The sequence below is a fragment of the Alcanivorax sp. genome, assembly GCF_002733835.1.
Lineage (GTDB): Bacteria > Pseudomonadota > Gammaproteobacteria > Pseudomonadales > Alcanivoracaceae > Alcanivorax.
Genome location: NZ_NVWY01000005.1, coordinates 1 through 22,947, shown reverse-complemented (window position 1 = coordinate 22,947; position 22,947 = coordinate 1). Strand labels below are relative to the sequence as shown.

The window sequence follows — 22,947 nt, the reverse complement described above, 5'->3', positions numbered from 1 at the left end:
CTTAACTGCCTGGCGGGTCAACCTTGTGGTGCGGGTTTTCTCGCTGGCTGTCACGTGAATAGTCGCTGGCACTGGGCCGTTTTTTCAGCCGGCGTTGCAGGGTGCGGCGGTGAATGCCAAGGGCGTCTGCCGCCCGTGAGATATTGCCGCCGTGGGTGTCGAGGGTGCGCTGGATATGCTCCCATTCCAGCCGCTGCAGTGAGGGTGGGCTGTCTGGCAGGGGCAGGGCCTGGCTGGCCGGGTCGGCATCCAGTGCCTGCAGAATATCGTTGGCGCCAGCGGGTTTGGTCAGATAGTTATGGGCGCCACGGTGGGTGGCTGCGACAGCGGCAGCAATACTGCCGTAGCCGGTCAACAGGATCACCCGGCAAAGGGGGAAGTGCTGGCGGATCGGCTCGATCAGGTCGAGGCCATTATCGCTGCCCAGGTTCTGGTCCAGAATCGTGCCGTCCAGCGGGGCGCTCTGTGCGGTTAGCTGCGCGATCAGCTGCAATGCCTGCTCGCGATCATGGGCCACATGGACCTGGGCGCCATGGCGGCTCAGCGCCCGGGCGGTTTGCTCGGCCAGCAAGTCATCGTCTTCGACCAGCAACAGCTGACGGGTGAGAGAGGCGTTGTTCATGATGCGGCTCCCGGGCTGTCGGTTTGCGGCCAGTGAATCCGCGCCTGGGTCCAGCTGTGGCCAAAGTCCATTTCCAGCTCGGCACCGATTTGCGCCAGGCTGGAGTGCACCAGAGTGAGCCCCATGCCCAGGCCTTCGCGTTCTGAGTCCGGGTGTGCCGGGCCATCATCACTGAGCTGGAGTCGATAAAGCGGCGCATGATTGCTGACGGTGATGGCCAGTCGCGTGGCGCCGGCGTCCATGGCGTTGTAGCCCAGATTGCACAGTACCCGGAACCAGCTCTGACTGTCGGCCACCTGGGGGTCGGTTTCCAGCGCATGCGTCACCTTGAGGGTGGGTGCCAGATGACGCAGGTGCTGTTGTAATTGTTGAATCAGCACGCTGAGGGGGAGTCCGGATTCCAGCTGGGCGTCTGTGCCCTGTTTGAGTCGGCTGGCCACGTTGCGGGCCAGGTGATCCATTTGCTCGACTTCCGGACGCAGTGAGTCGGGCATTTCGGGAGCGTGAATAAGGTTGTCTGCCAGCATCACCAGTGTGCCCAGCGGGGTATTCAGTTCATGGGCCTGGTCCGCCAGGGTGGCGGCTACCTGATACATATGCTCACGGCGCCCGGCCAGATCCAGTGCCTGTTCCTGTTGCCGTTGTTGTTGTCGCATCAGTCGCTGGATGACCTGTCCGAGCAGGCTGAGCATGACCAGCAGGGCGATGAAGACAGCGGCCATGCCGGCACTGTGCAAGCCGCTGAGTTGGTGGCTGAGGGCATGTAACGGGCTGTTCATGGCGGGCATTTGATACCAGCTCAGCGACACCATGTAGCCGCCCAGTGCCAGCAGGGCGACCAGTAGGCCCCCCGCCATGGGCAGGGTCAGCGAGGCCATCAGGGCGGGGACCAGCAGGTAAAACGACAGGGGGTTCCCCGCGCCCCCGAACCCCTGAATCAGGCCGGCAAACAGCACCACGTCCATGGCCAGTTCCAGCGTCAACAACTGGCTGTGGCGGAGGCCGTGGACCTTGCGCGTAAGCAGCGTGACCAGGTTGGGTAGCAGTAATGCGCCCAGCCAGCCCAGCTCCGTGAGCTGATAGCCGGTGTGGCCGAAACGCTGCAGCACAATCAGGGCCAGCGTGATGACCAGTACCAGCAGGCTGCGCAGCCAGATCAGTCGCAGACGCCAGTTCAATAAGGGGGGGCGATTATCCATGGTGGCTATTGTAACGGTAAATTGGCGCGGGCAGGTGTGGCAGTTTGCCCGGGTGGGGGCGAGTTGAAAGTTCAAAGTGTAAAGTTGAAAAGCACGTCATAGCGCCGTGCCATTCCATGGCTCAGTACCCGCACACAGTACCGCAGCGCGAAGGAACGCTTTTCAGCGTCGGCACGAAGTTATCATCGCGTTTGAACTTTACACTTTGAACTTTCTACTGTTCTTCAAGGGCGCAGCAGTCGCCCTTCGTATAACTCGCCGGCAAAGGCGGGCAGTTTGGGATGGCGGTGCTGGCGGGCCGTCTCGGCCTGAAAGCCTGCGCGCTGGAAAATACGAGCGGTATCGCGGGTGAGCTGGCAACCGCATGCCAGCGGTTTCCATGCCGGGTTAAGCGTTTTTTGCAGGCGCTGAATCCAGGGGCGTTCGCTGAGTACGTGCTCCAGTGACAGCAGGGTACCGCCGGGTTTGAGGACGCGGAAGGCTTCCCGCGCCGCCAGGTCCGGGTCCGGAATGGTGCAGAACACCAGGCAGGCAATTACCGTATCGAAATGCTGGTCCGGGTAGGGCAGCTGTTGAGCATCGCCTTCCTGGATGTGAAAACGTTCAGGGGCATCGCATTGTTGTGCACTGTCGCGGGCCAGGGTGAGTAGCCCGCGGGCCGGCTCGATGCCATGAATTTCGGTGGCGGTATGGCTGTAGAAAGGGAAATTGGCGCCGGTGCCGACGCCCAGCTCCAATACCCGGCCGCTGGCCTGGGCCAGCAGCCGTTGCCGGTCCCGGTAGACCGGACGGGTGGCCCAATCCAGTAATACCGGGAACAGCTTGTCTTCGTAGAGGGACATGTGTCGCCTGTTAGTTGCGCTCTGGCAGGATGTATTTGTCCGGGTTGTTCAGCATATCCATGCTCAGCGGGTCGCTGATAATGCTGGTCAGGTTCCGGTCTGTTTTCTTGCTGAACTTGCGACGCAGTTTTTCGAACTTGCGGAAACTGCGGAAGTTAAGCGCATACAGGCGCACTTCCTGCAGGCGCTTGTAGGAGTACATGACATCCAGCGCATCCATGGAAAATTCCGGACGGATCTTCATGGCTTTTTCCAGGTAGCTGATCGCTTCGTTCAGGTCACGCTTGCGATTCATGTAGATCAGCGCGTTGGCGTATTCGTAATTGACGATGGGAATATCCGGGGCCAGCGTCAGGGCGTCAGCAAAGGATTCTTCCACCGTGGTGGTGCGTGCGCCGTAGGTCATGCGGCCGGTGAACTTGCCCACCCGGCGCATGATACCGGCGTCCACGCCGGCGCGGAAAGCATGGGCCAGCGGCTGATCGGGCATGATCTCCACCACTTCCTCAGCGCTGTTCTTGATCTTGCCGATATAACGGCGGGCGACCACGATCGGCACCGGAGATTCTTCCGCGATGCGGGCAATGGCGTAGGCGTAACCGAGTTTCACCGAGGCGACAATGGGGGCCACCGCAGGATCGTCGGCCGCTTCTTCCATGTCATCAAAGTACTCTTGTGCCTGGTTGGCCACGTCCTGGAGCATCATGTATTTGGTGCTCTGACGATCAGCCAGGTAGATGGCGTACATCAGCTGGGAAAACAGGGCAGGAATCTTGCCGATAGGGCCAAGCTGGAGGCCTTCTTCGCGTGCTTCCTGGAAGTCGCCGGCAAAGAACTTGCGCCATACCTGCAGGCTGCGAGCCTCCAGCACCTGATAATCACCGTTCCAGTCTTTGATATCCTCTTTCATGAAGGGGTACTTTTCGAACTGTTCCTTCATGTAAGCGGCGGATGGGTAGGGCACCTTCAAGCCGCGCATCAGGTATTCCCATTTGTCGCGGATCTGCTTGTCGGTATAGGTGAAGTAGCTTTTCTTGTAGGGCACCTCGTTCCATTTTTCGACGAAAATACGTTCATCCACCGGGATTTCCTGCATTTGCAGTTCTTCCGGGGTGACTTCGTCCATTTCGTCGTCGGCCTCGTCATCGCGGGCCGCATGGAGTTGCAAGCTGATAGCGCAGAGCGCGATCAGGCACAGAGAGCGCCAGAACGGTACAGAATATGCTGCCATGGTGTTTTACAGCTCTTGTTGTTGTTGTGTTTGTAGGCGAACAGGTTCGCCGGGCCCCGATAGCCCTGTATGGCATAACAATGCCATGCGGGCGGGATGTGAACAAGTTCTGGTCAGTATGAGTTTGCTGACTGGAGTGTAACGTTGTTATGCCTGCCCGGTTTGCACCGGGCAGGTGAGGGGAGGGGCGGGAATCAGGCGGTGGCGCCGGCATCGCGCAGGGCCTGCGCGTAATCGCTGCTTTTCGGGTGTTGGGCAATCTGATCCAGCAGCGTGCGACCTTGTGGGTCGCGGGCATCCAGATCCCGGTTCTGGTCCTTGAAAAACGTCAGAAAGCGGGCGAAATCCTCCGCGCGAAGGGCGCGGTACGCTTTTTCCAGCAAGTGGAAGTCCCCGTTTACACCCTCTTCAGGAGGGAAATCGAGAAATACTGCAATCTGTTCATCGGTCATCGGCTCGCCGATCACCTTCTGCTTGTCTTTACGTTCAGCCATGGGGGTCTCCTCCGTATGCGGCGGCATTATAGAGGCTTGCGGCCTTTGGGGGCCAGCGTGGGGCAAAGTCAGGGGTGGCGCGATGAAATGGGCGGGGAGAGCCCACCGGGCGCCAGGCACCCGGTGGTGGAGCATGAATCAGGCGGTCATATCTTTCAGTTTCTTCAGCGGGCGAACCTTGACCATGGTGCGGGCAGGTTTGGCTGCGAAGGTGGTGGCTTCCCCGGTGAACGGGTTGATGCCCTTGCGTGCTTTGGTGGCGGGTTTTTTCTGGGTCACGATTTTCAGCAGGCCCGGCAGGGTGAACTGGCCAGCGCCACGCTTTTTCAGGTGACCTTCCATGATATCGGCAAGTTCGTCGAAAACCGCGTTGACGTCTTTCTTGGTCAGGCCGGTGGTTTCACTGATCTGGTTAACGATCTGGGTTTTGTTCATCGGTTCGGTGATGGTTTTCACCTTGCGAGCCGCTGTAGCGCTGGATGCTTTAGCAGCTGTCTTTTTCTTTGCAGCCATGGATTGCTTACCCCTTATTGGTGTCTTCCTGATGTTGTATTGGTTCCGCAATGGTGCGGATAACCGGCGGTGCTTCCTTGTCAGGTATGGCCCTGGACTGCACAACACAGTGGCCCCCTGATAGGGTTCGCATCTTTTATATGTCATGGATTTTCAGGGCACAAGGCGTTGAGACACTATTTTTCAAGGTATTTTGTGAAATTAGGTAGGCATGTGGCCCGTTTGGCAGTGAATCGCCGTCTGGCATGGCTCGGGGACGGTTGAATCGCTATACTGTGGCGCCTTTTTCAGTGGTCCGGCGTCGGGGCAGGTTCCAGCGAGCCTGGGATCGCCTTCAATGAGCCGGACGGCGTAATCAGAATAGAAGCGGACGTTAAGCATGCGAAGCCATTATTGCGGTGATTTGCGAGCCTCCCACGACGGAGAAACAGTAGAGCTTTGCGGTTGGGTTAGTCGCCGCCGTGACCATGGTGGGGTGATCTTCCTCGACCTGCGCGATCGCAATGGTCTGGTGCAGGTGGTCTTCGACCCGGATACGGTGGAAGCTTTTGCCCTGGCCGATAAAGTGCGCAGCGAGTATGTCGTGCGCCTGAGCGGCCGGGTGCGCATGCGTGACGAAGCGGTGCGTAACAGCAAGATGTCCACCGGTGACATCGAAGTGCTGGGCAAGGAACTGACTATCCTCAATGAAGCCGAGACGCCGCCGTTCGAGCTGGATGCCCATTCCGCCGCCGGTGAAGAGGTGCGCCTCAAGTACCGTTACATGGACCTGCGTCGCCCGGAAGTGTTGAAAAACTTCCAGTTTCGTTCGCGCCTGACCCACGTGGTCCGTGCCTTCCTGGAAGGCGAAGGCTTCATGGACGTGGAAACCCCGATCCTGACCCGCGCTACCCCGGAAGGTGCCCGTGATTATCTGGTGCCCAGCCGAACCCATCCCGGCAGCTTCTTTGCGTTGCCGCAGTCTCCGCAGCTGTTCAAGCAGCTGTTGATGGTGGCGGGGTTTGATCGTTACTACCAGATTGCCAAGTGTTTCCGTGACGAAGACCTGCGCGCCGATCGCCAGCCGGAGTTTACCCAGATTGATTTGGAAGCTTCCTTTGTAGAGGAAGAAGACATCATGGGGATTACCGAGCGGATGGTGCGTTCGGTATTTAAAGAGCTGCTGGCGGTGGACCTGCCGGAGTTTCCGCGCATGCCGTTCTCAGAAGCCATGCAGCGCTTCGGGTCCGACAAGCCGGACCTGCGTATCCCGCTGGAGCTGATCGACATCGCCGATCTGCTGGCCGGTGTGGACTTCAAGGTATTCTCCGGCCCGGCCAACGATCCGAAAGGCCGGGTGGCGGCCATGCGTGTACCGGGCGGCTGCTCCTTGTCGCGCAAGGATATCGACGGCTACACCAAGTTTGTCAGCATCTATGGCGCCAAGGGGCTGGCCTATATCAAGGTCAACGACCTGGCCGCTGGCGCAGAAGGCCTGCAGTCGCCGATCCTGAAATTCCTCACTGAGGATGCCATCAAGGGCATTCTTGAGCGCACCGGCGCCGAGACCGGCGACCTGATCTTCTTCGGTGCCGACAAGGCCAAGATCGTCAACGAAGCCCTCGGCGCCCTGCGCGTTAAAGTGGGCCACGACCTGAACCTGGTTGAAGGCGAGTGGGCACCGTTGTGGGTCGTGGACTTCCCCATGTTCGAGGAAGACGAAGGGCAGTACCACGCTCTGCATCACCCCTTCACCATGCCCAGCTGTAGCGCGGAAGAACTCAAGAGCAACCCGGCAGAAGCGCTGTCGCGGGCCTATGATATGGTGCTCAACGGCACCGAGCTGGGTGGCGGTTCCATCCGTATCCACAACCCGGCCATGCAGCGCACGGTCTTTGAAGCCCTGGGCATTTCCGATGAAGAAGCGGACGAGAAGTTCGGCTTCCTGCTCGACGGCTTGAAGTACGGCGCGCCGCCCCACGGTGGTCTGGCGTTCGGTCTGGATCGCATGGTCATGCTGATGACCGGCTGTGAGTCGATCCGTGACGTGATTGCTTTTCCGAAGACCCAGACCGCAGCGTGCACCATGACCAACGCGCCGTCACCGGTGGACAACAAGCAGCTGCGTGAAGTGGGCGTACAGGTACGAAAAGAAGAAGGTTGATATAGAAAGACGCAGGCATGCACCACGCAGCACGCTTCACGCAAACAAGCGTGCCGCAAATGTGTTGCGTGACGCGTGCTGCGTGCTGGCGGAGGTAATATGGCAGGACATAGTAAGTGGGCCAACATCAAACACCGCAAGGCGGCCCAGGATGCCAAACGCGGCAAGATTTTTACCAAGCTGATTCGTGAGCTCACCGTGGCCGCGAAGATGGGTGGCGGCGAACCCAACGATAATCCGCGTCTACGCGCGGCTATCGACAAGGCGTTGGGGCAGAACATGACCCGCGACACCATCGACCGGGCCGTGAAGCGTGGTGCCGGCGGTGATGACGACGGCAACATGGACGAAATCACCTATGAAGGCTACGGCAAGGGCGGCGTGGCGGTCCTGGTAGAAACCATGACCGATAACGTGAACCGCACCGTGGCCGAAGTGCGCCATGCCTTTTCCAAGTTCGCCGGTAATCTGGGTACCAGCGGTTCTGTGGCCTTCCTGTTCACCAAGCGTGGCGAAATTTTCTTTGAGCCGGGGGTAGACGAAGAGAAGTTGATGGAAGTGGCTCTGGAAGCTGGCGCAGAAGACGTGGAAGAAGTGGGCGATGACGGCTTTGTGGTCACCACCACACCGGACAAGAGTTTCGGTGAAGTGGTTGATGCCCTGCGCGAAGCCGGGCTGGAGTTCGCCGAAGCGGAAGTCACCATGCACCCGTCCACGGAAGCGGAAATGGATGCCGATACTGCGGAAACCGTGCAGAAGATGATCGACATGCTGGAAGATCTGGATGACGTGCAGAACGTCTATACCAACGCCAGCTGGCCGGCGCCGGAAGAATAGCGATTTAGCTGCGAGCTGCTAGCCACGAGGAAAACCAAAACCCCGCTATGTCGGGGTTTTTGTTATTCAGCTTGTGCATTTTTGGTGCCGGGCCACAATCTTGCTAGAAGCTAGAAGCTAGAAGCTAGAAGCTAGAAGCTAGAAGCTGGACATTTGGACAGTGCTCGGGTAGAACTGGGCCAGCTATCAGGCAGCTGTCTTTTCATTATCGGTCAGAGAAATATGGCGCTTATCTTAGGTATCGATCCCGGCTCGCGTCGTACCGGCTACGGGTTGGTGGAGCAGGTGGGTAATCGTTCCAGGGCCGTGGCATTCGGTACCATCGCTACCACCCACAAGGAGATGCCGCCGCGCCTGGGGGAAATATTCGCGGGCATTGATCAGGTGGTGAAAGAATTCGGCCCGGCGGAAGTCAGCATTGAAAAAGTCTTTATGGCGCGCAATGCGGATTCCGCCCTGAAACTGGGCCAGGCCAGGGGGGCTGCCATTGCTGCGGTTATGCAGGCCCATGTTCCGGTGTTCGAATATTCCGCTCGCCAGGTAAAACAGGCGGTGGTCGGTAAAGGCGGCGCGGAAAAGAACCAGGTCGGGGAAATGGTGAAGTACCTGTTGAAGCTGGAACAGCGCCCCCAGGAAGATGCTGCCGATGCGTTGGCCATCGCCCTCTGCCATGCGCATATGCGTGTTTCTCTGGCCAGAATGGGCGGTGCCACGGCTGTCAGGCGAGGGCGGCTTCGTTAAGCTGGCGCCTTTAATTACACGTTAACAACACGGATAACCCCATGATCGGACAACTTCGCGGAACCTTGCTGGAAAAACGCCCTCCGGTATTGCTGCTGGATGTGAGCGGCGTTGGCTACGAAGTGGAAGCCCCCATGACCGTGTTCTACGACCTGCCCGACGCGGGCGCAGAATTGACCCTGCATACCCATTTTGTGGTCCGCGAAGACGCCCAGCTGTTGTATGGCTTTGCCGACCGTTATGAGCGAGAGTTGTTTCGCGCCTTGATCAAGGTAAACGGCGTGGGGCCGAAAATGGCCCTGGCGATTCTGTCCGGCATCGAAGCGGATCGACTGGCACGCTGTATTCAGGATCAGGACACGACCTCATTGGTGAAGGTGCCGGGCATTGGCAAGAAAACCGCCGAGAGGCTGGTGATCGAAATGAGCGATCGGCTCGACAAAATTGACGGCGGCCCGGTGAATCTGCCCGGTCTGGTGGATACCCGACAGCCCGATGACGCCCGTAGCGATGCCATTGCCGCCCTGGAAGCGCTGGGCTATCGCAACAAGGATGCATCCGCGGCGGTGGCCAAAGCCGCGGATGAGGATGGCCTCAGCAGTGAACAATTAATCCGCAAGGCGCTCAAAAGCCTGGCCCGCTAGCGCGATACCCTGATGTCGCCCTTCACTTTGTGATAACAGTAATAGCAGTTCGGTATCAGGGTGCGCTACGCTAGCCACATTCAACGATGTAGAGGCAAGCCCGCCGCAGGCATGGATAACGAACGAGTCATTACCGCGGCTGCGGTTGGCAGCCACGAAGAGCAACAGGACAGGGCCATTCGCCCGGCCAGCCTGGCGGATTATCACGGGCAGGCGAAAGTCAGCGAGCGCCTGGAAATCTTTATTGATGCCGCGCGCGGCCGCGATGAAGCGCTCGACCATACCCTTATTTTTGGCCCGCCGGGTCTCGGCAAGACGACCCTTGCGCACATTATTGCCCGTGAAATGGGCTGCGAACTCAAGTCCACATCCGGTCCGGTGTTGGAAAAAGCCGGAGATCTGGCGGCTATCCTGACCAATCTGGAAGAGGGCGACGTGCTGTTTGTGGATGAAATCCACCGCCTCTCTCCGGTGGTAGAGGAAATTCTCTACCCGGCCATGGAAGACTATCAGCTGGATATCATGATCGGTGAAGGCCCGGCCGCTCGCTCGATCAAGCTGGATCTGCCGCCGTTTACCCTGGTGGGGGCGACCACCCGCGCCGGTTTGCTCACCGCTCCATTGCGCGATCGCTTCGGCATTGTGCAACGCCTCGAATTCTATTCCGTGGATGACCTGTCCGACATTGTCAGCCGCGCCTGCGACATCCTGGCCATCCCCATTGAAAAGGCGGGAGCCTTGGAAGTGGCACGCCGGGCCCGGGGAACCCCCCGTATTGCCAATCGCCTGTTGCGCCGAGTGCGTGATTACGCCGAAGTGAAAGGCGATGGCCGCATTACCGAAGACATCGCTCAGCGGGCTCTGGACATGCTGGAAGTGGATAGTTGTGGCCTGGATGGCACCGACCGCCGCTTGCTGGACATGATAATGCACAAATTTGATGGCGGGCCGGTGGGGCTGGAATCCCTGGCGGCGGCGCTCAATGAAGACTCCGGCACCCTGGAAGAGGTGGTGGAGCCTTACCTGATTCAGCAGGGCTTCATTCAGCGCACCCCGCGCGGGCGGGCGGTGACCAATCATGCCTGGCGCCATTTTGGCCTGCAGCGTCCCCGCCGTGACGGTGATTTGTTTAATGATTGAAAAAGATCAGGAAAACGGGGAATTTACCCTGCCGGTGCGCGTCTACATCGAAGACACTGATGCTGGTGGCATTGTCTATTACGTGAATTATCTGAAATTCATGGAGCGGGCGCGCACCGAGTTTCTGCGCACGCTGGGCTATCAGCATTATGCGCTGGCGGATGAAAACTTTCAGTTTGTGGTGCATTCCGCCAATGTGCAGTATCGCCAACCGGCACGTATTGATGATGCGCTGACGGTGACAGCCTCATTGAAAAAACTGGGTAAGGCCACGCTGGTGTTTGATCAGCAGGTGCGTAAAACGGGCGCCTTAATCTGCCAGGCAGAGATTAAAGTGGCCTGCGTGAGCGCCGATACCCTGAAGCCGTCGGCACTTCCGCCGTCACTGTATAAAAAATTTAGCGCGGCCAGCAAAGGAGAAGGGCTACATGGTTGAGGCATCCGACATGTCTGTCGTCAGTTTGATCAGCAATGCCACCGTGGTGGTGCAGCTGGTGATGGCGCTGTTGATTCTGGCGTCACTGACGTCCTGGTACATGATTGTGGGCCGTTTCCGGGTGCTCGGCCGTGCCCATCGTGCGGGCCGTGCCTTTGAGGAAAAGTTCTGGTCCAGCGATGATCTGGCGTCCCTCTACAACCAGAGCCGCAAGGACCCGGATGTGGACTCCGGCACTGAAGCCATTTTCCGTGCCGGTTTTCAGGAATTTGTTCGGCTTTCCAAAAGTACCCGTGGTGCCGAAGCGGTCATGGATGGTGCTCAACGGGCCATGCGCGTGGCCCTGCAGCGTGAGCAGACTCGCCTGACCAAACACTTGCCGTTTCTGGCCACGGTCGGTTCTACCAGTCCCTATGTGGGCCTGTTTGGTACCGTCTGGGGCATCATGAACTCCTTTATGGCGCTGGCCAACGTGAAGCAGGCGACCCTCAGTGTGGTGGCCCCGGGTATCGCAGAAGCGCTGATTGCCACGGCCATTGGCCTGTTCGCGGCGATCCCGGCGGTGATGGCTTATAACCGCTTCTCCGCCCAGAGCGACGCCCTGCTGACGGAAAATGAGATGTTTGCGGAAGAGTTTTCTTCCGTACTCCACCGTCAGGCCCACGGGCGCGGAGCATGAGCATGAGCGGCGTAAAGATACGGGTGCCGCGCAAGCTCGTTGCCGAGATGAACGTGGTGCCCTACATCGATGTGATGCTGGTACTGCTGGTGATCTTCATGGCCACGGCGCCGATGATGACCCAGGGCATCAATGTGGACCTGCCGGACAGTAACAGCGATCCCATTGATACCACCAAGAACGAACCGGTGATCATTTCCGTTACCGCCGATGGCAGTTATTTCATTGATGTGGGTGGCGAGAGCCAGAAGTCGTCCAGCCTGGAGACGGTGAAAGGCCATGTGCTACGCATCCACAAGCATAAACCATCCACCCTGTTTCTGGTGGAAGGCGATGGCAACGTGGCCTACGCCCGGGTGGTATCGCTGATGGGCGCGTTACAGGAAGCGGGTATTTCCCAGCTGGGGTTGGTGACAGAACCGCAGGGACGCAATGAGTGATCGCCGCGTTGGGTTGCTGTTCACGCTGTTTATCCACCTGCTGGTATTCGGGTTGCTGGTGTTTAGCTGGAGCACGGACCCGTCTCTGCACAAGGCCCCCGTGGTGCCGCCTCATGTAAAGGCCACCATGGTGGAGCGCTCGAAACAACAGAAAGCGCCCGTGGCGAAGCCGAAAACAGAAGTGAAGCCGACGCCCAAGCCTGCTGCGAAACCGAAACCCAAGCCTGAACCGAAAACGGAGCCAAAGCCCAAGCCCGCGCCAAAACCCAAGCCCAAGCCGGCGCCGGAAAAGAAACCGGATCCGGTGAAGAAGCCGGACCCGAAGCCAGCGCCCAAACCGGATCCGAAACCGGCGGTGCCTGACATTGACACTCCCAGCGTGGAAGAAATGCTGGCCGAGGAAGAGCTGGAAATGGACAGGCAGAGCAAGGCGTCTGATCAGCCCGATCAGGAAGCGGCCAGCAATGCGGATCAGGCTGACGCTGAAGTGGCCAGTTTTACCGACGCCATCGCCGCCCATGTGGGGCAGCGTTGGCGGATTCCCGGCAATTACCGTAACCGGGATGACATCACCACGCGGGTTAAAATACAGATGATCCCGGGCGGTGAAGTGATCAATGTATCGGTGGCACAAAGCAGTGGTTACCCGGATTTCGACGAATCGGTCATGAATGCCGTCAAGTTGGCCAGCCCGCTACCGGTACCGGATGGCCAGCTGTTTAACGAACAGTTTCGCTCACTGGTGATCGAATTTGATCCTGGAGTTGCACAATGAGAAGTGTGTTAAGGATGCAGCAAACCTGTAAACGCAAAGTGTGGACACAAGTCAGCATCGCCCTGATGGCCGCCCTGTGGATGGTAAATGCCCAGGCTGAGTTGTTGATCAAGGTAACAGAAGGGCGCGTGGACGCGGTGCCGATCGCAGTCGTGCCCTTTGATGGCGCGCAAAATGCGCCGGAAGATGTGTCCGAGATTATTCAGGCCGACCTGCATCGCAGTGGCCAGTTCAAGCCGCTGCCGCCGGAAGACATGCTCAGTCGGCCCCGTAATGAACAGGAAATGATCTACCGGGACTTCAAGGTGCTGGGCACGGAATACGTGATCACGGGCAGCATGAAGCGCCAGGAAACCGGTGGTTATGAAGTCAGCTATGCGCTATTCGATGTGGCCCGGCAGAAAAAACTGATGTCGGAAACCTACCGTCCGCCAGAGTCGCAGCTGCGCGATGTGGCCCATGCCATCAGTGACCGTATCTATGAACAGCTCACCGGTATTCCCGGTGCCTTTTCCACCAAGATTCTTTATGTGACACACAATCGTCATGATGCCAACCCGTATCAGTTGCAATATGCGGATGCGGATGGCCATCGTGTGACCACGATTCTGCGTAGTAAAGAGCCGATCATGAGCCCTACCTGGTCACCGGATGGCAGGAAAATTGCTTACGTTTCTTTTGAAGACCAGGGACGCCCGGCCATTTATATTCACAGCCTGGCCACCACCGAGCGGGAAAAAGTGTCCAGTTTCAGCGGCATCAACGGTGCCCCTGACTGGTCACCGGATGGCCAGAAGCTGGCGTTAACGTTGTCGCGGGACGGTAATCCCGAAATTTATATGTTGAATCTGTCGACCAAGGCACTGACCCGGTTAACCAACAATTACGGCATTGATACCGAGCCGCGCTGGTTACCGGATGGTGAGCACCTGGTGTTTACCTCCAGCCGTTCCGGTGGCCCACAGATTTACAAACTGAACATAAATGATAAGTCGGTCCGGCGGGTTTCGTTCCAGGGCGCCTATAATGCGCGCTCGGATGTCACCCCCGACGGTCGCTATCTCGTTTATGTGCACCGGCGAAATGGAAATTTCAATGTCGGTGTGCAGGACCTCCAGCGCGGCACATTTAATATTGTGACCCGCACCGATATGGATGAATCGCCCAGTGTTGCGCCCAATGGAAGTATGGTAATTTACGGGACGCAACACGGGGGAACGGGGGTTCTGGAAGCCGTATCCATCGATGGCAGAGTGAAAGTTGAGCTGCCGTCGAAGGAAGGGGAAGTCAGAGAACCGGCATGGTCGCCGTTCCTCTGAGTGGTTCTCGGAGTCCAATACTAGGAAATTATAGGAGCTTTTCGCATGCGTTCATTACTTAACCCGCTGTTTGCCATTGTGTTGGCAGCTGCCCTGGCAGCCTGTTCCAGCACCCCGACTGAAGACGATACTTCTGCCACTGACAACATGTCTCAGCAGACTGACACTTCTCCGGTGACTCCGGTTGAGCCGTCAGAGCCGGTTAAGCCGGACACCAGCAGCATCCCGCTGACTGCTGACAACTTCTACAACCATCCGTCCAACTATGACGGTACTACCGATTCTCGCGTTATCTACTTCGCGTTCGACAGCAACACCGTTCCGGCTGCGGCTTTCGAAACCCTGCGTGCCCACGCGACTTACCTGAAGAACAACGCTAACGCGAAAATTCGTCTGGAAGGTCACGCTGATGAGCGCGGTACCCGTGAATACAACGTTGCTCTGTCCGAGCGTCGTTCCAAAGCGGTAGAGAAGTTCCTGCGCGTACAAGGTGTTGCTTCCTCACAGCTGGAAATCGTTTCCTACGGTGAAGAGAAGCCGGCAGCCTTTGGCCACGGTGAAATGGACTGGGCCAAGAACCGCCGCGTAGAAATCAACTACCTGTCCGGCCGTCCGTAAGGCATGAAGGTAGTGATGACAGCGCGCCTGTTCGCAGGCGCGATGCTCAGCTCCCTGGTGCTCTGTGCGCATGCACAGAGCACTGGGCCGCTGGCCGTTGAAGAGCGCAGCCTCGCCCAGGCGCAATCGCAAATGCGCAATACCTCCACACCGTCTGCTGCGGTGAACGAGGATGGGTTGATGGTGTTGATGCAACAGCAGCAACAGTTTGAAGAACAGATTCAGCAGCTGCAGGGTCAGCTGGAAGAACTGCGCCACGAGCTTTCCACTCTCAAGGAAGCCGAGCGTGAACGTTATCTGGATCTGGATACCCGAATTAATACGCTGGCTGAGCGGGGACAGACCGAGCAGCCAGAGGACGGCGCTGAAGGGGATAATGACCCGGAAGCGGACCGTGCCGCCTACAATGCCGCCAAAGACAAATTGGTCAGTGGTGACTTCAAGGGTGCCATTGCCGGTTTCGAGGCGTATCTGGGTGAATTCCCGCAGGGAATGTCCCGGGCCAACGCCCATTTCTGGGCGGGCAAGCTATACAGTGACCAGAAAGAGCCGGATTTGAAGAAGGCGGAAGGCCATTTTCAGGCGGTGGCCGACGATTACCCGGACCATAGCAAGGCCCCGAAAAGCCTCTATATTCTGGCCGTCATGCAGGCCAAGGCCGGTGAGGTTTCGCCCGCCAAGGTCAATTTGCACAAGCTGATCAAGCAATACCCGGATAGCAGCGAAGCCGGCCAGGCCAAGAGCCTGCTGGACCAGCTCAACCCGTAACCCGTTCCTGTCCCTTTACCGGCGGCACAGAGGCCGGTAAAGGTGATAGAATCCGCGCATTTCCGCCCCAGCCGACGATTAAGGGGCCCTCAGGAGATGTTGTGGAACTCCGTCTTACCGAAATTTTCCATTCCCTACAGGGTGAATCCCGCACCGTGGGCTGCCCGACGGTATTCGTGCGCCTGACCGGCTGCCCGCAGCGCTGTGTCTGGTGTGATACGGAATATGCCTTTTCCGGAGGGGAGAAATGGACCTTGGCGGCGATTCGCGAGCAGGTAGCCGCCCATGGGGCGCACTACGTGACGGTGACCGGTGGCGAACCGCTGGCCCAGCCGAATTGCCTGCCGTTGCTTACGGCGCTGTGTGATGACGGTTGCCAGGTGAGCCTGGAGACCGGTGGTGCCATGGATATTGCCGGAGTGGATGAGCGCGTTTCTGTGGTCATGGACCTGAAAGCGCCGGGCTCCGGGGAACAGCACAACAATCGTCTGGAGAATATCCCCCTGCTCAAGGCGCACCATCAAGTGAAGTTCGTGCTGGCGGATCGCAAGGACTATGACTGGGCGCGTTTCATGCTGGACCAGCACCAGCTGCATAAACGGGTCAGCGATGTGCTGTTTTCGCCGGTGCAGGACGGTCTGGCGCCGGGAGAATTGGCGGACTGGATTGTGGCAGATCGCTTGCCGGTCCGTTTTCAGTTACAGCTGCATAAATACCTTTGGAATGATGCCCGGGGGCGTTGATTGGTGCCAGATGCACGATGCCTGACGTAAAGCCCGAGAGCCTTCAAGTAATGAGTAATTAAGGAGCCTTGCCATGAAAAAAGCCGTGGTGTTGCTATCCGGTGGCCTGGATTCTGCCACTTGCCTGGCCATTGCCAGGGACCAGGGCTATGAATGCCATACCATCGCCTTTGATTATGGCCAGCGCACCCGCTCGGAGCTGGATGCGGCGGTGCAGGTGTCCGGGGCGCTGGGGGCACTGAGCCACCGCGTTATTGAGCTGGGCATGGGCAATATCGGCGGCTCCGCCCTGACCGATCATTCTATCGATGTGCCGGAAGACGGTGGCGCAGGCATCCCGGTGACCTATGTGCCGGCGCGCAACACCGTGTTCCTGTCATTGGCGTTGGGTCTGGCGGAAGTGGTTGATGCACAAGCCATTTTTATTGGCGTGAATGCGGTGGACTATTCCGGTTACCCGGATTGCCGCCCGGCCTTTATCGAGGCGTTCCAGTCCATGGCCAACCTGGCCACCAAGGCCGGGGTGGAAGGCCGGCCGATGCAGATCGAGACCCCGTTGATGCACCTGAGCAAGGCGCAGATTATTCAGCAGGGGGTCGCGCTGGGGCTGGATTACGGGCTCACGGTGTCCTGCTATCAGGCTGACGAGAATGGCAATGCCTGTGGCAAATGCGACAGTTGCCGCTTGCGCAGCCAGGGGTTCGAGGATGCATTGGTTAAAGATCCAACAAACTATCAATAAAGCGGAAAAAATTTCGGTTAACCCCTTGTCACCCAGAAATAAATCCGTATTATTTGCGCCTCCTTCGGGAGCGGGTCGTTAGCTCAGTTGGTAGAGCAGTTGGCTTTTAACCAATTGGTCGCTGGTTCGAATCCAGCACGACCCACCATATTTAAAGGGCTCGCCTACGGCGGGCCCTTTTTCGTTTCAGCCTCCCGGCTTCTCTTCTCCCTTCCTCCGATGTTCTGTGCGGGCTGCGATCGATCAGCGCTGCAGTTCTCCCGTGCGTTGAAACAAGCGGTTGTCGTGTTCCTCCGCAGGCTTCCACACGGGCAGGCCAGCCAATTCAGCCAGCTCCACCATGTGTGCAGTGCCACGCCCGCCAGGGAAGGCGATGACGCCCTGTGGGCGACCATGATGCAGCATGCGGCGGTTACGCATGGGGCCGGCGGCCCGCCCATGGGCTTTCCAGTTGGCGGGGTAGCTCACCTGGTCGATGCCGTGGTTGTGGGCCCACTGGCCTGCCAGGCGGTCGGCGCCGCTGGCGTTGCCGTGAATCAACAGGCTTAGGGTGTCATTCCGGTGCAGGCGGCAGAGGGTCTGCTCCAGCAGGGCATGGTTGTCAAAATCGCGGCCACCGCAGACAAGAATACGCATTATACTGTCCATAATGTCAGTGTTGCGGGAAGTATAAGCATAGGGCTCAGCGATTGCATCTTTGTGATTGTTGTCTTGCAGGCACGTGATGGATAGGTGGATGGCCGCATTCACAGGTCGTTGACAGAGTGACAGGTTAAAGTTGTACAAGATTTTCTTCGTGTACAACCTGGAAGAGCCCATGCATCGTGATGCTCTTTCCTGCAACCAGTGAGGTCGCTCCATGGACAGTGCTCAATCATCATCGTTGTCGACGTTGCCCGGGGTGCGTATTCCGGTGGGGATCAGTGCTTGTCTGATGGGCCTGGAAGTGCGTCATGACAAGGGGCACAAGCATTCCCGCTACTGTACCGAGGTGCTGTCGTCGTACTTTGAATTCCGCTCGCTGTGCCCGGAAATGGGGGCGGGCATGCCGGCGCCTCGCAAGGCCATGCATCTTGTCGAGCCGGCCCAGACAGAACCGGAGCCGGGCAGCGAGGCCCTGCGCCTGCTCACCACGGACGGGGAACGCGATTGCACCGCGCTGATGCAGGATTTCATTGACCGTACGCTGCCGTCTCTGGCGCCCCTGCGCGGTTATATCCTGATGGCCAAATCCCCCAGCTGCGGGATGGAGCGAATCCGTGTTTATAACGCTGCCGGCAATGTGCAGCGCCGTGATGCCAGCGGGTTGTTCGCGGCGGCGCTGGCAGAGCGCTACCCGCTGATGCCGCTGGAAGAAGAGGGGCGATTGAATGATGCGACCTTGCGGGAGAATTTCATTGAGCGCGTTTTTCTGTATGACGACTGGTGCCAGATGATGGAGCGGGGGCTTACTGCCCAGCAACTGATCGCCTTCCATAGCCGACACAAATTCCAGCTACTGGCGCATTGTCAGAAAACCTACCGTGAATTGGGTCCCATGCTGGCGGACATGAAGGCGCGCCCGCTGGACGAGATTGCCGGGGATTATATCCAGGCGGTTATGACCGCCATGAAGAAGCGGGTCTCCCGCGGGGCGCACGTGAATACCTTGCAGCACCTGGCCGGGTTTCTGCGCCAGGACCTGGGAGATGCCGACCGGGCACTGATCAACGAGCAGATTGATGCCTACCTGCGTGAAGAGGTGCCCCTGGTGGTGCCGATGACGTTGCTGCGCGGGGCGCTGCGCAAAACGGACCAGCCGTACCTGGCCCAGCAGCGTTATCTGTCGCCGTACCCCGATCCGCTGGGGCTGAGAAACCGGGTATGAGTGACTCGGTGGAAGTTTCCCCGCTGCTTGCTCCGCAAGCCGATGGCGTCAGTATTCAGCAGGTGAGCAGCCGCTGTGGTATTCCGGCGGTCACCCTGCGGGCCTGGGAGCGCCGTTATGGCTTGCTGTCCCCTGGCCGGACCGAAAAAGGCCACCGGCGTTACAGCGAGGTCGATATGGCCCGTATCCAGCAGATTCAGCAGTGGCTGGAGCGGGGCGTACCGATCAGTCAGGTGGCGGGCTTGCTGGCCCAGCCGGACACGGCGGCCAGTGCTCGCTATGAGTCGAGAGATGGCCCCTGGCAGGAGGCTGCCGTTGCGGCCATGACGGCGCTGGAATCACTTAATACCCGCCGTCTGGAGCAGTTGCTCAACGGGTTGCTGAACGATTACAGCCATGCGCTGGTGCTGGAGCAGTTTTGTGATCCATTGCGGGCGCGCCTGGCGGGGACGCCGTCGCTGGCCGGGTTGTTGACGGTGTTGGATAGCGTGCTTATGGCTAAGTGGTCGTCGCGGGCATTGTCGCTGGCGCCCCGGCGCCGGGAGGCCGGCTGGCTGCTGGTGCCGGTGGGGGGCGCTTTGCCGGCCCTGGAACTGGCGATGGTATTAAACCGCCCCCTCTGGTGCCTGGCCGCTAACCTGGCTGCGGGCCAGGCACGCAGTGTCGTGGAAGGTATGGCAGGGCGAGCGGGTGGTGTGCTTTGGGTGGTGGATCGCTGGCCGACGGCGGTGGAGCGTCAGCCAATCGGTATGGCCACTGCCCGCGGCCTCAGTGAAGCCTGCTGGGGCCTGGATTTGTCCTCAATGCCGTTGCCGACGCAAGTGTCGCAGCTCAGCGGGCGCCGCCAGGCGCTGGCGAGTGAGCTGGACCGTCTGCAGCAATCCTGGAGTCACGTATGAATCTGGTCTGGTATCGCAATGACTTGCGTGTGGCCGCGCACTCGCCCTTGCAGGCCGCCCTGTCGGAATCGTCAGAGCGGTCATCGGGGCCACGGGCACTGGCGGTGTACTGCCTGTGCCAGGGGCAGTGGGATCGCCATCAAGTGGCGCCGTTACGGCGCTGGTATGTGCTGGAAAGTGTCCGTGAGCTGGGGGAGGCACTGGCCCGCCGCGGGATTGATCTGCATGTGCTGGAGGCAGATACCTTTGCTGCGGTGCCGGAGGTGCTGGCCCGGTTTGCCCAAGAGCACGGTGTGACACACCTGTACTGCAATCGTGAGTACCCATTGAACGAAAAACAGCGCGACAAAGCGGTGGCAGAGCGGTTGCGTGGGCAGGGTGTTTGCCTGCAGGGATTCGACGATGGTGTGTTGGTGCCGCCTGCCGCATTGCGTACCGGAAAAGGCACCCCCTACACGGTGTTTGGTGCCTACAAGAAACGCTGGGATGTCTGGATGGCGGACCATCACCCGGTGGTGACGCCGGCTCCGCCAGAATCTGATCACCGCGGTAACTTTGTCGGGGCTGCGGTGGTGGACAGGGCCCTGAAATCCCTGAGCGTACCTGAGGCCTTAACGCAACAGTGGCAATCTGGAGAAGAGGCTGCCTGGCAGCAGCTCGACCAGTTTGTGGAGCAATCACTGGAGGGTTATCGCCGCCAGCGGGATTTTCCCAATATTGCGGGCACCAGTGGTTTGTCGGCGGCGTTATCCGCTGGGACCGTGTCCGTGGCCAGCTGTTACCGGGCGGCGAGTCAGGCCATGGCAGATGCGGGAAGCCGTGACGGTGCCGCATGCTGGATTGGTGAACTGGCCTGGCGGGATTTCTATCGGCAGATCATGGCCCAGTTTCCCCGTGTCAGCCGCGGCCAGGCATTCCGACCCGAAACCGATCTGTTGCAATGGGACCAGGATGACGAACGCTTCACCGCCTGGTGCGAAGGGCGTACCGGTTACCCGCTGGTGGATGCGGCCATGCGTCAGCTGGTTGCCACCGGCTGGATGCACAACCGGCTGCGTATGGTGACAGCCATGTTTCTCAGCAAGCATCTTTGGCTGGACTGGCGTCGCGGAGAAGCCTTTTTCATGGAACACCTGATGGATGGGGATTTTGCCGCCAATAACGGGGGCTGGCAGTGGAGCGCGTCGGCGGGCACGGATGCGGTGCCCTATTTTCGGGTCTTCAACCCGGTGCGCCAGAGCCAGCGTTTTGATGCACAGGGACGTTTTATTGCCCGCTGGGTGCCGGAACTAAACGGGCTGGACAGCAAGCAAATCCATGAGCCCTGGAAGCAACCGTTACTGGCCCCGGATTATCCGCCACCCATCGTGCCCCATGCCGGGGTGCGTGAGCGGGTGACCACCGCGTTCAAGGCGGCCAAGACACAGTTTGATCAGGCGCAATCCATGGGCTCGGCTATGGAAAACAACATGGGTAACAGCAAAAAGGAAAAGGCATGAGTCAGCGTATCGCCATCGTCGGAGCCGGGATCAGTGGGCTCACCTCAGCCTGGTATCTGTCCAAAGCGGGCCATCAGGTTGAGGTGTTTGAAGCCAATGACTATCTGGGTGGCCATACCTGTACGGTGCCGGTTTCCCGGCCCCACGGGGAGTACGGGATTGATGTGGGATTTATCGTCTTCAATGACCGCACCTACCCGAACTATCTGCGCCTGCTGGATGAATTGGGCATACAGGGGCAACCGACGCCCATGGGTTTTGCGGTGAGCGACCAGAAGAACGGACTGGAATATTGTGGCGACGGGCTGGGGGGCATGTTTGCCCAAAAACGCAACCTGTTCAGCCCATCACACTGGCGCTTTATTGGTGACATCTTGCGATTCAACAAGCAGGCGCCGGCCTTGCTCAATAGCGCAGAGGGAGACATTCCGCTGGGGCAATATTTGCGTGAGCACGGTTACGGTGAGCGCTTTTGCCGGGATTATATTCTGGCCATGGGCGGGGCTATCTGGTCCTGCTCACTGGAGCAGATGGAGGTGTTTCCTGCCCGATTCTTTATCCAGTTTTTCCAGAACCATGGCCTGCTGTCGCTGAATGATCGCCCGCAGTGGTTTGTGGTGCCGGGTGGCTCCAATCAATATGTGCAGCCACTGGTGGACGGTTGTGATGCCGCGTTCCATATCGCCACACCGGTGCAGGGGATACGTCGAGATCATCACGGGGTGCACGTCACCGCACAGGGCAAAGAGCAGCACTTTGACCAGGTAGTGCTGGCCTGCCACAGCGACCAGGCTTTGGCATTGCTGGATGATCCGGATGCGCGAGAAAAAGACGCCTTGTCGCAATTGGGTTATCAGGATAACGAGGTGGTCTTGCACACGGACACCCGGCTTTTGCCCCGTCGCGAGCGGGTCTGGTCCAGCTGGAATGCTCTATTGTTTGAACAGGATCAGGAGCGGGTTCAGGTGACCTACAACATGAATATCCTGCAGGGCATCAGCGCCCCGGAAACGTTCTGTGTGACGCTCAATGCCACAGATCTTATTGATGAAGAACAGATCCTGGCCCGCTACCGTTTTGCGCACCCGTTGTTCACTCCGCACACCGTGGCGGCCCGGGAGCAATTGCTGAAAGAAAACGGCAAACGGGGTACCTGGTTTGCCGGTGCCTGGTGCCGCAATGGCTTTCATGAAGATGGTGTGGTGTCTGCGTTGAACGTGGTGGAAGGCATTGCTGGCACAGCGCAGCCGGGGAGTGCTGCGTAATGCGTGCCTCGGCAGAGCAGGCGGTAATGTCCTGTGCCATTGCACAGGGGCGGGTCTGGCATCAGCGCTTGCAACCCTTTACGCATCGCTTTGACTACCCGCTGTGGATGGTCTGGTGCGATCTGGAAAAAATTGATGAGTTGCTGGGACGACACTGGGCCTGGGGCCGGGCATGGCGACCGGTAACGTTCCGTGACCGGGACTACCTGGATGACCGTTGCGTGCCGCTGGCGGAAAAAGTGCAGCAAAAAGCCGCCACTCTGGGGTTGGACTGGTCCCGGGGGCGGACCTTTATGCTGGGGCAGTGGCGTACGTTTGGTTCCCTGTTCAATCCGCTGGTGCTGTACCTGCATTTTCCTGAAGGGCAAAGCCAGCCCGACAGCATGATTGCCGAGGTGCAGAATACCCCCTGGCGTGAGCGCCACTTTTACCCGCTCACGTTTTCTTGTGGTGATAACGACGCCCTGGTGGTTGATCACCCCAAGGCTTTC

26 protein-coding genes and 1 tRNA gene are annotated in these 22,947 nt (G+C 58.9%); 20 read left to right on the top strand and 7 right to left on the bottom strand.

Translation table 11 applies throughout. The features are described 5' to 3' along the window. Position 1 precedes the first annotated feature (1 nt). From COA55_RS04230 to COA55_RS04205, 6 genes are all read right to left on the bottom strand, one after another. A complete protein-coding gene (locus COA55_RS04230; RefSeq protein WP_290500764.1) occupies positions 2-622 on the bottom strand; it encodes a response regulator in 621 nt (206 codons plus the stop codon). Next, positions 619-1,821 carry a sensor histidine kinase gene (locus COA55_RS04225; RefSeq protein WP_290500763.1) on the bottom strand — a complete coding sequence of 401 codons (1,203 nt, stop codon included), beginning with the start codon at positions 1,819-1,821 and terminating at the stop codon, positions 619-621. Before COA55_RS04225 ends, COA55_RS04230 begins: the two co-directional genes overlap by 4 nt. 224 nt (positions 1,822-2,045) lie before the next feature. After that, on the bottom strand, positions 2,046-2,663 hold the full coding sequence (locus COA55_RS04220) for a class I SAM-dependent methyltransferase (RefSeq protein WP_290500762.1): 618 nt from the start codon (positions 2,661-2,663) through the stop codon (positions 2,046-2,048). A 10-nt stretch (positions 2,664-2,673) separates the two neighbouring features. Beyond that, entirely contained in the window at positions 2,674-3,894 is a 1,221-nt protein-coding gene (locus tag COA55_RS04215; RefSeq protein ID WP_290500761.1) for a hypothetical protein, read from the bottom strand. A 194-nt stretch (positions 3,895-4,088) separates the two neighbouring features. After that, positions 4,089-4,388: a PA4642 family protein gene (locus tag COA55_RS04210; RefSeq protein ID WP_290500760.1), complete on the bottom strand. Its 300-nt coding sequence runs from the start codon at positions 4,386-4,388 to the stop codon at positions 4,089-4,091. Positions 4,389-4,526: 138 nt separating this feature from the next. Then, positions 4,527-4,901: an HU family DNA-binding protein gene (locus COA55_RS04205; protein ID WP_063519566.1), complete on the bottom strand. Its 375-nt coding sequence runs from the start codon at positions 4,899-4,901 to the stop codon at positions 4,527-4,529. Positions 4,902-5,280: 379 nt separating this feature from the next. Between COA55_RS04205 and aspS the strand changes: the two genes are divergently transcribed. The 15 genes from aspS to COA55_RS04130 all read left to right on the top strand — a co-directional run bounded on the left by aspS (position 5,281) and on the right by COA55_RS04130 (position 17,074). Then, the gene (gene aspS / locus COA55_RS04200; RefSeq protein WP_290500759.1) at positions 5,281-7,044 is read left to right on the top strand and encodes an aspartate--tRNA ligase; all 1,764 of its coding nucleotides are present in this window, start codon (positions 5,281-5,283) and stop codon (positions 7,042-7,044) included. A gap of 99 nt (positions 7,045-7,143) precedes the next feature. Then, positions 7,144-7,881 (top strand): YebC/PmpR family DNA-binding transcriptional regulator, encoded by a 738-nt coding sequence (locus COA55_RS04195; protein WP_063519568.1) that lies wholly within the window; start codon positions 7,144-7,146, stop codon positions 7,879-7,881. 222 nt (positions 7,882-8,103) lie between these two features. Next, on the top strand, positions 8,104-8,622 hold the full coding sequence (gene ruvC / locus COA55_RS04190) for a crossover junction endodeoxyribonuclease RuvC (RefSeq protein ID WP_290500758.1): 519 nt from the start codon (positions 8,104-8,106) through the stop codon (positions 8,620-8,622). A 41-nt stretch (positions 8,623-8,663) separates the two neighbouring features. Beyond that, positions 8,664-9,266, top strand: coding sequence for a Holliday junction branch migration protein RuvA (ruvA, locus tag COA55_RS04185; RefSeq protein ID WP_063519570.1), 603 nt, complete (start codon positions 8,664-8,666; stop codon positions 9,264-9,266). A gap of 111 nt (positions 9,267-9,377) precedes the next feature. Continuing rightward, a complete protein-coding gene (ruvB, locus tag COA55_RS04180; protein ID WP_290500757.1) occupies positions 9,378-10,406 on the top strand; it encodes a Holliday junction branch migration DNA helicase RuvB in 1,029 nt (342 codons plus the stop codon). Further along, the gene (ybgC, locus tag COA55_RS04175) at positions 10,399-10,842 is read left to right on the top strand and encodes a tol-pal system-associated acyl-CoA thioesterase (protein ID WP_290500756.1); all 444 of its coding nucleotides are present in this window, start codon (positions 10,399-10,401) and stop codon (positions 10,840-10,842) included. Before ruvB ends, ybgC begins: the two co-directional genes overlap by 8 nt. Next, positions 10,835-11,521: a protein TolQ gene (gene tolQ, locus COA55_RS04170; RefSeq protein ID WP_063538870.1), complete on the top strand. Its 687-nt coding sequence runs from the start codon at positions 10,835-10,837 to the stop codon at positions 11,519-11,521. Before ybgC ends, tolQ begins: the two co-directional genes overlap by 8 nt. A gap of 2 nt (positions 11,522-11,523) precedes the next feature. Next, complete coding sequence (tolR, locus tag COA55_RS04165; protein WP_063521412.1) at positions 11,524-11,961, top strand: protein TolR; 438 nt, start codon at positions 11,524-11,526, stop codon at positions 11,959-11,961. After that, a complete protein-coding gene (gene tolA, locus COA55_RS04160; protein ID WP_290500755.1) occupies positions 11,954-12,736 on the top strand; it encodes a cell envelope integrity protein TolA in 783 nt (260 codons plus the stop codon). Before tolR ends, tolA begins: the two co-directional genes overlap by 8 nt. Further along, a complete protein-coding gene (tolB, locus tag COA55_RS04155; protein WP_231880713.1) occupies positions 12,733-14,055 on the top strand; it encodes a Tol-Pal system beta propeller repeat protein TolB in 1,323 nt (440 codons plus the stop codon). Before tolA ends, tolB begins: the two co-directional genes overlap by 4 nt. A 45-nt stretch (positions 14,056-14,100) precedes the next feature. Then, a complete protein-coding gene (gene pal, locus COA55_RS04150; RefSeq protein ID WP_007150084.1) occupies positions 14,101-14,673 on the top strand; it encodes a peptidoglycan-associated lipoprotein Pal in 573 nt (190 codons plus the stop codon). 15 nt (positions 14,674-14,688) lie between these two features. Continuing rightward, positions 14,689-15,441 (top strand): tol-pal system protein YbgF, encoded by a 753-nt coding sequence (ybgF, locus tag COA55_RS04145; RefSeq protein WP_290500754.1) that lies wholly within the window; start codon positions 14,689-14,691, stop codon positions 15,439-15,441. A 101-nt stretch (positions 15,442-15,542) separates the two neighbouring features. Next, a complete protein-coding gene (gene queE, locus COA55_RS04140) occupies positions 15,543-16,184 on the top strand; it encodes a 7-carboxy-7-deazaguanine synthase QueE (protein ID WP_290500753.1) in 642 nt (213 codons plus the stop codon). A gap of 73 nt (positions 16,185-16,257) precedes the next feature. Then, positions 16,258-16,926, top strand: coding sequence for a 7-cyano-7-deazaguanine synthase QueC (queC, locus tag COA55_RS04135; protein ID WP_063518860.1), 669 nt, complete (start codon positions 16,258-16,260; stop codon positions 16,924-16,926). A gap of 72 nt (positions 16,927-16,998) precedes the next feature. Next, positions 16,999-17,074 (top strand) — tRNA-Lys (locus tag COA55_RS04130). Between the two features lie 95 nt (positions 17,075-17,169). Here COA55_RS04130 and COA55_RS04125 read toward each other — a convergent pair. Continuing rightward, complete coding sequence (locus COA55_RS04125; RefSeq protein WP_290500752.1) at positions 17,170-17,562, bottom strand: DUF2493 domain-containing protein; 393 nt, start codon at positions 17,560-17,562, stop codon at positions 17,170-17,172. A gap of 223 nt (positions 17,563-17,785) precedes the next feature. Between COA55_RS04125 and COA55_RS04120 the strand changes: the two genes are divergently transcribed. The 5 genes from COA55_RS04120 to COA55_RS04100 form a co-directional block, all read left to right on the top strand. Then, complete coding sequence (locus COA55_RS04120; RefSeq protein WP_290500751.1) at positions 17,786-18,793, top strand: DUF523 and DUF1722 domain-containing protein; 1,008 nt, start codon at positions 17,786-17,788, stop codon at positions 18,791-18,793. Then, positions 18,790-19,692 (top strand): MerR family transcriptional regulator, encoded by a 903-nt coding sequence (locus COA55_RS04115; RefSeq protein ID WP_290500750.1) that lies wholly within the window; start codon positions 18,790-18,792, stop codon positions 19,690-19,692. The genes COA55_RS04120 and COA55_RS04115 overlap by 4 nt, the downstream gene beginning before the upstream one ends. Continuing rightward, the gene (locus COA55_RS04110; RefSeq protein WP_290500749.1) at positions 19,689-21,191 is read left to right on the top strand and encodes a deoxyribodipyrimidine photo-lyase; all 1,503 of its coding nucleotides are present in this window, start codon (positions 19,689-19,691) and stop codon (positions 21,189-21,191) included. The genes COA55_RS04115 and COA55_RS04110 overlap by 4 nt, the downstream gene beginning before the upstream one ends. Continuing rightward, positions 21,188-22,456: an FAD-dependent oxidoreductase gene (locus COA55_RS04105; protein WP_290500748.1), complete on the top strand. Its 1,269-nt coding sequence runs from the start codon at positions 21,188-21,190 to the stop codon at positions 22,454-22,456. The genes COA55_RS04110 and COA55_RS04105 overlap by 4 nt, the downstream gene beginning before the upstream one ends. Beyond that, a partial coding sequence (locus tag COA55_RS04100) for a DUF1365 family protein (protein ID WP_290500747.1) occupies positions 22,456-22,947 on the top strand: 492 nt, incomplete at its 3' end. The genes COA55_RS04105 and COA55_RS04100, both read left to right, overlap by 1 nt.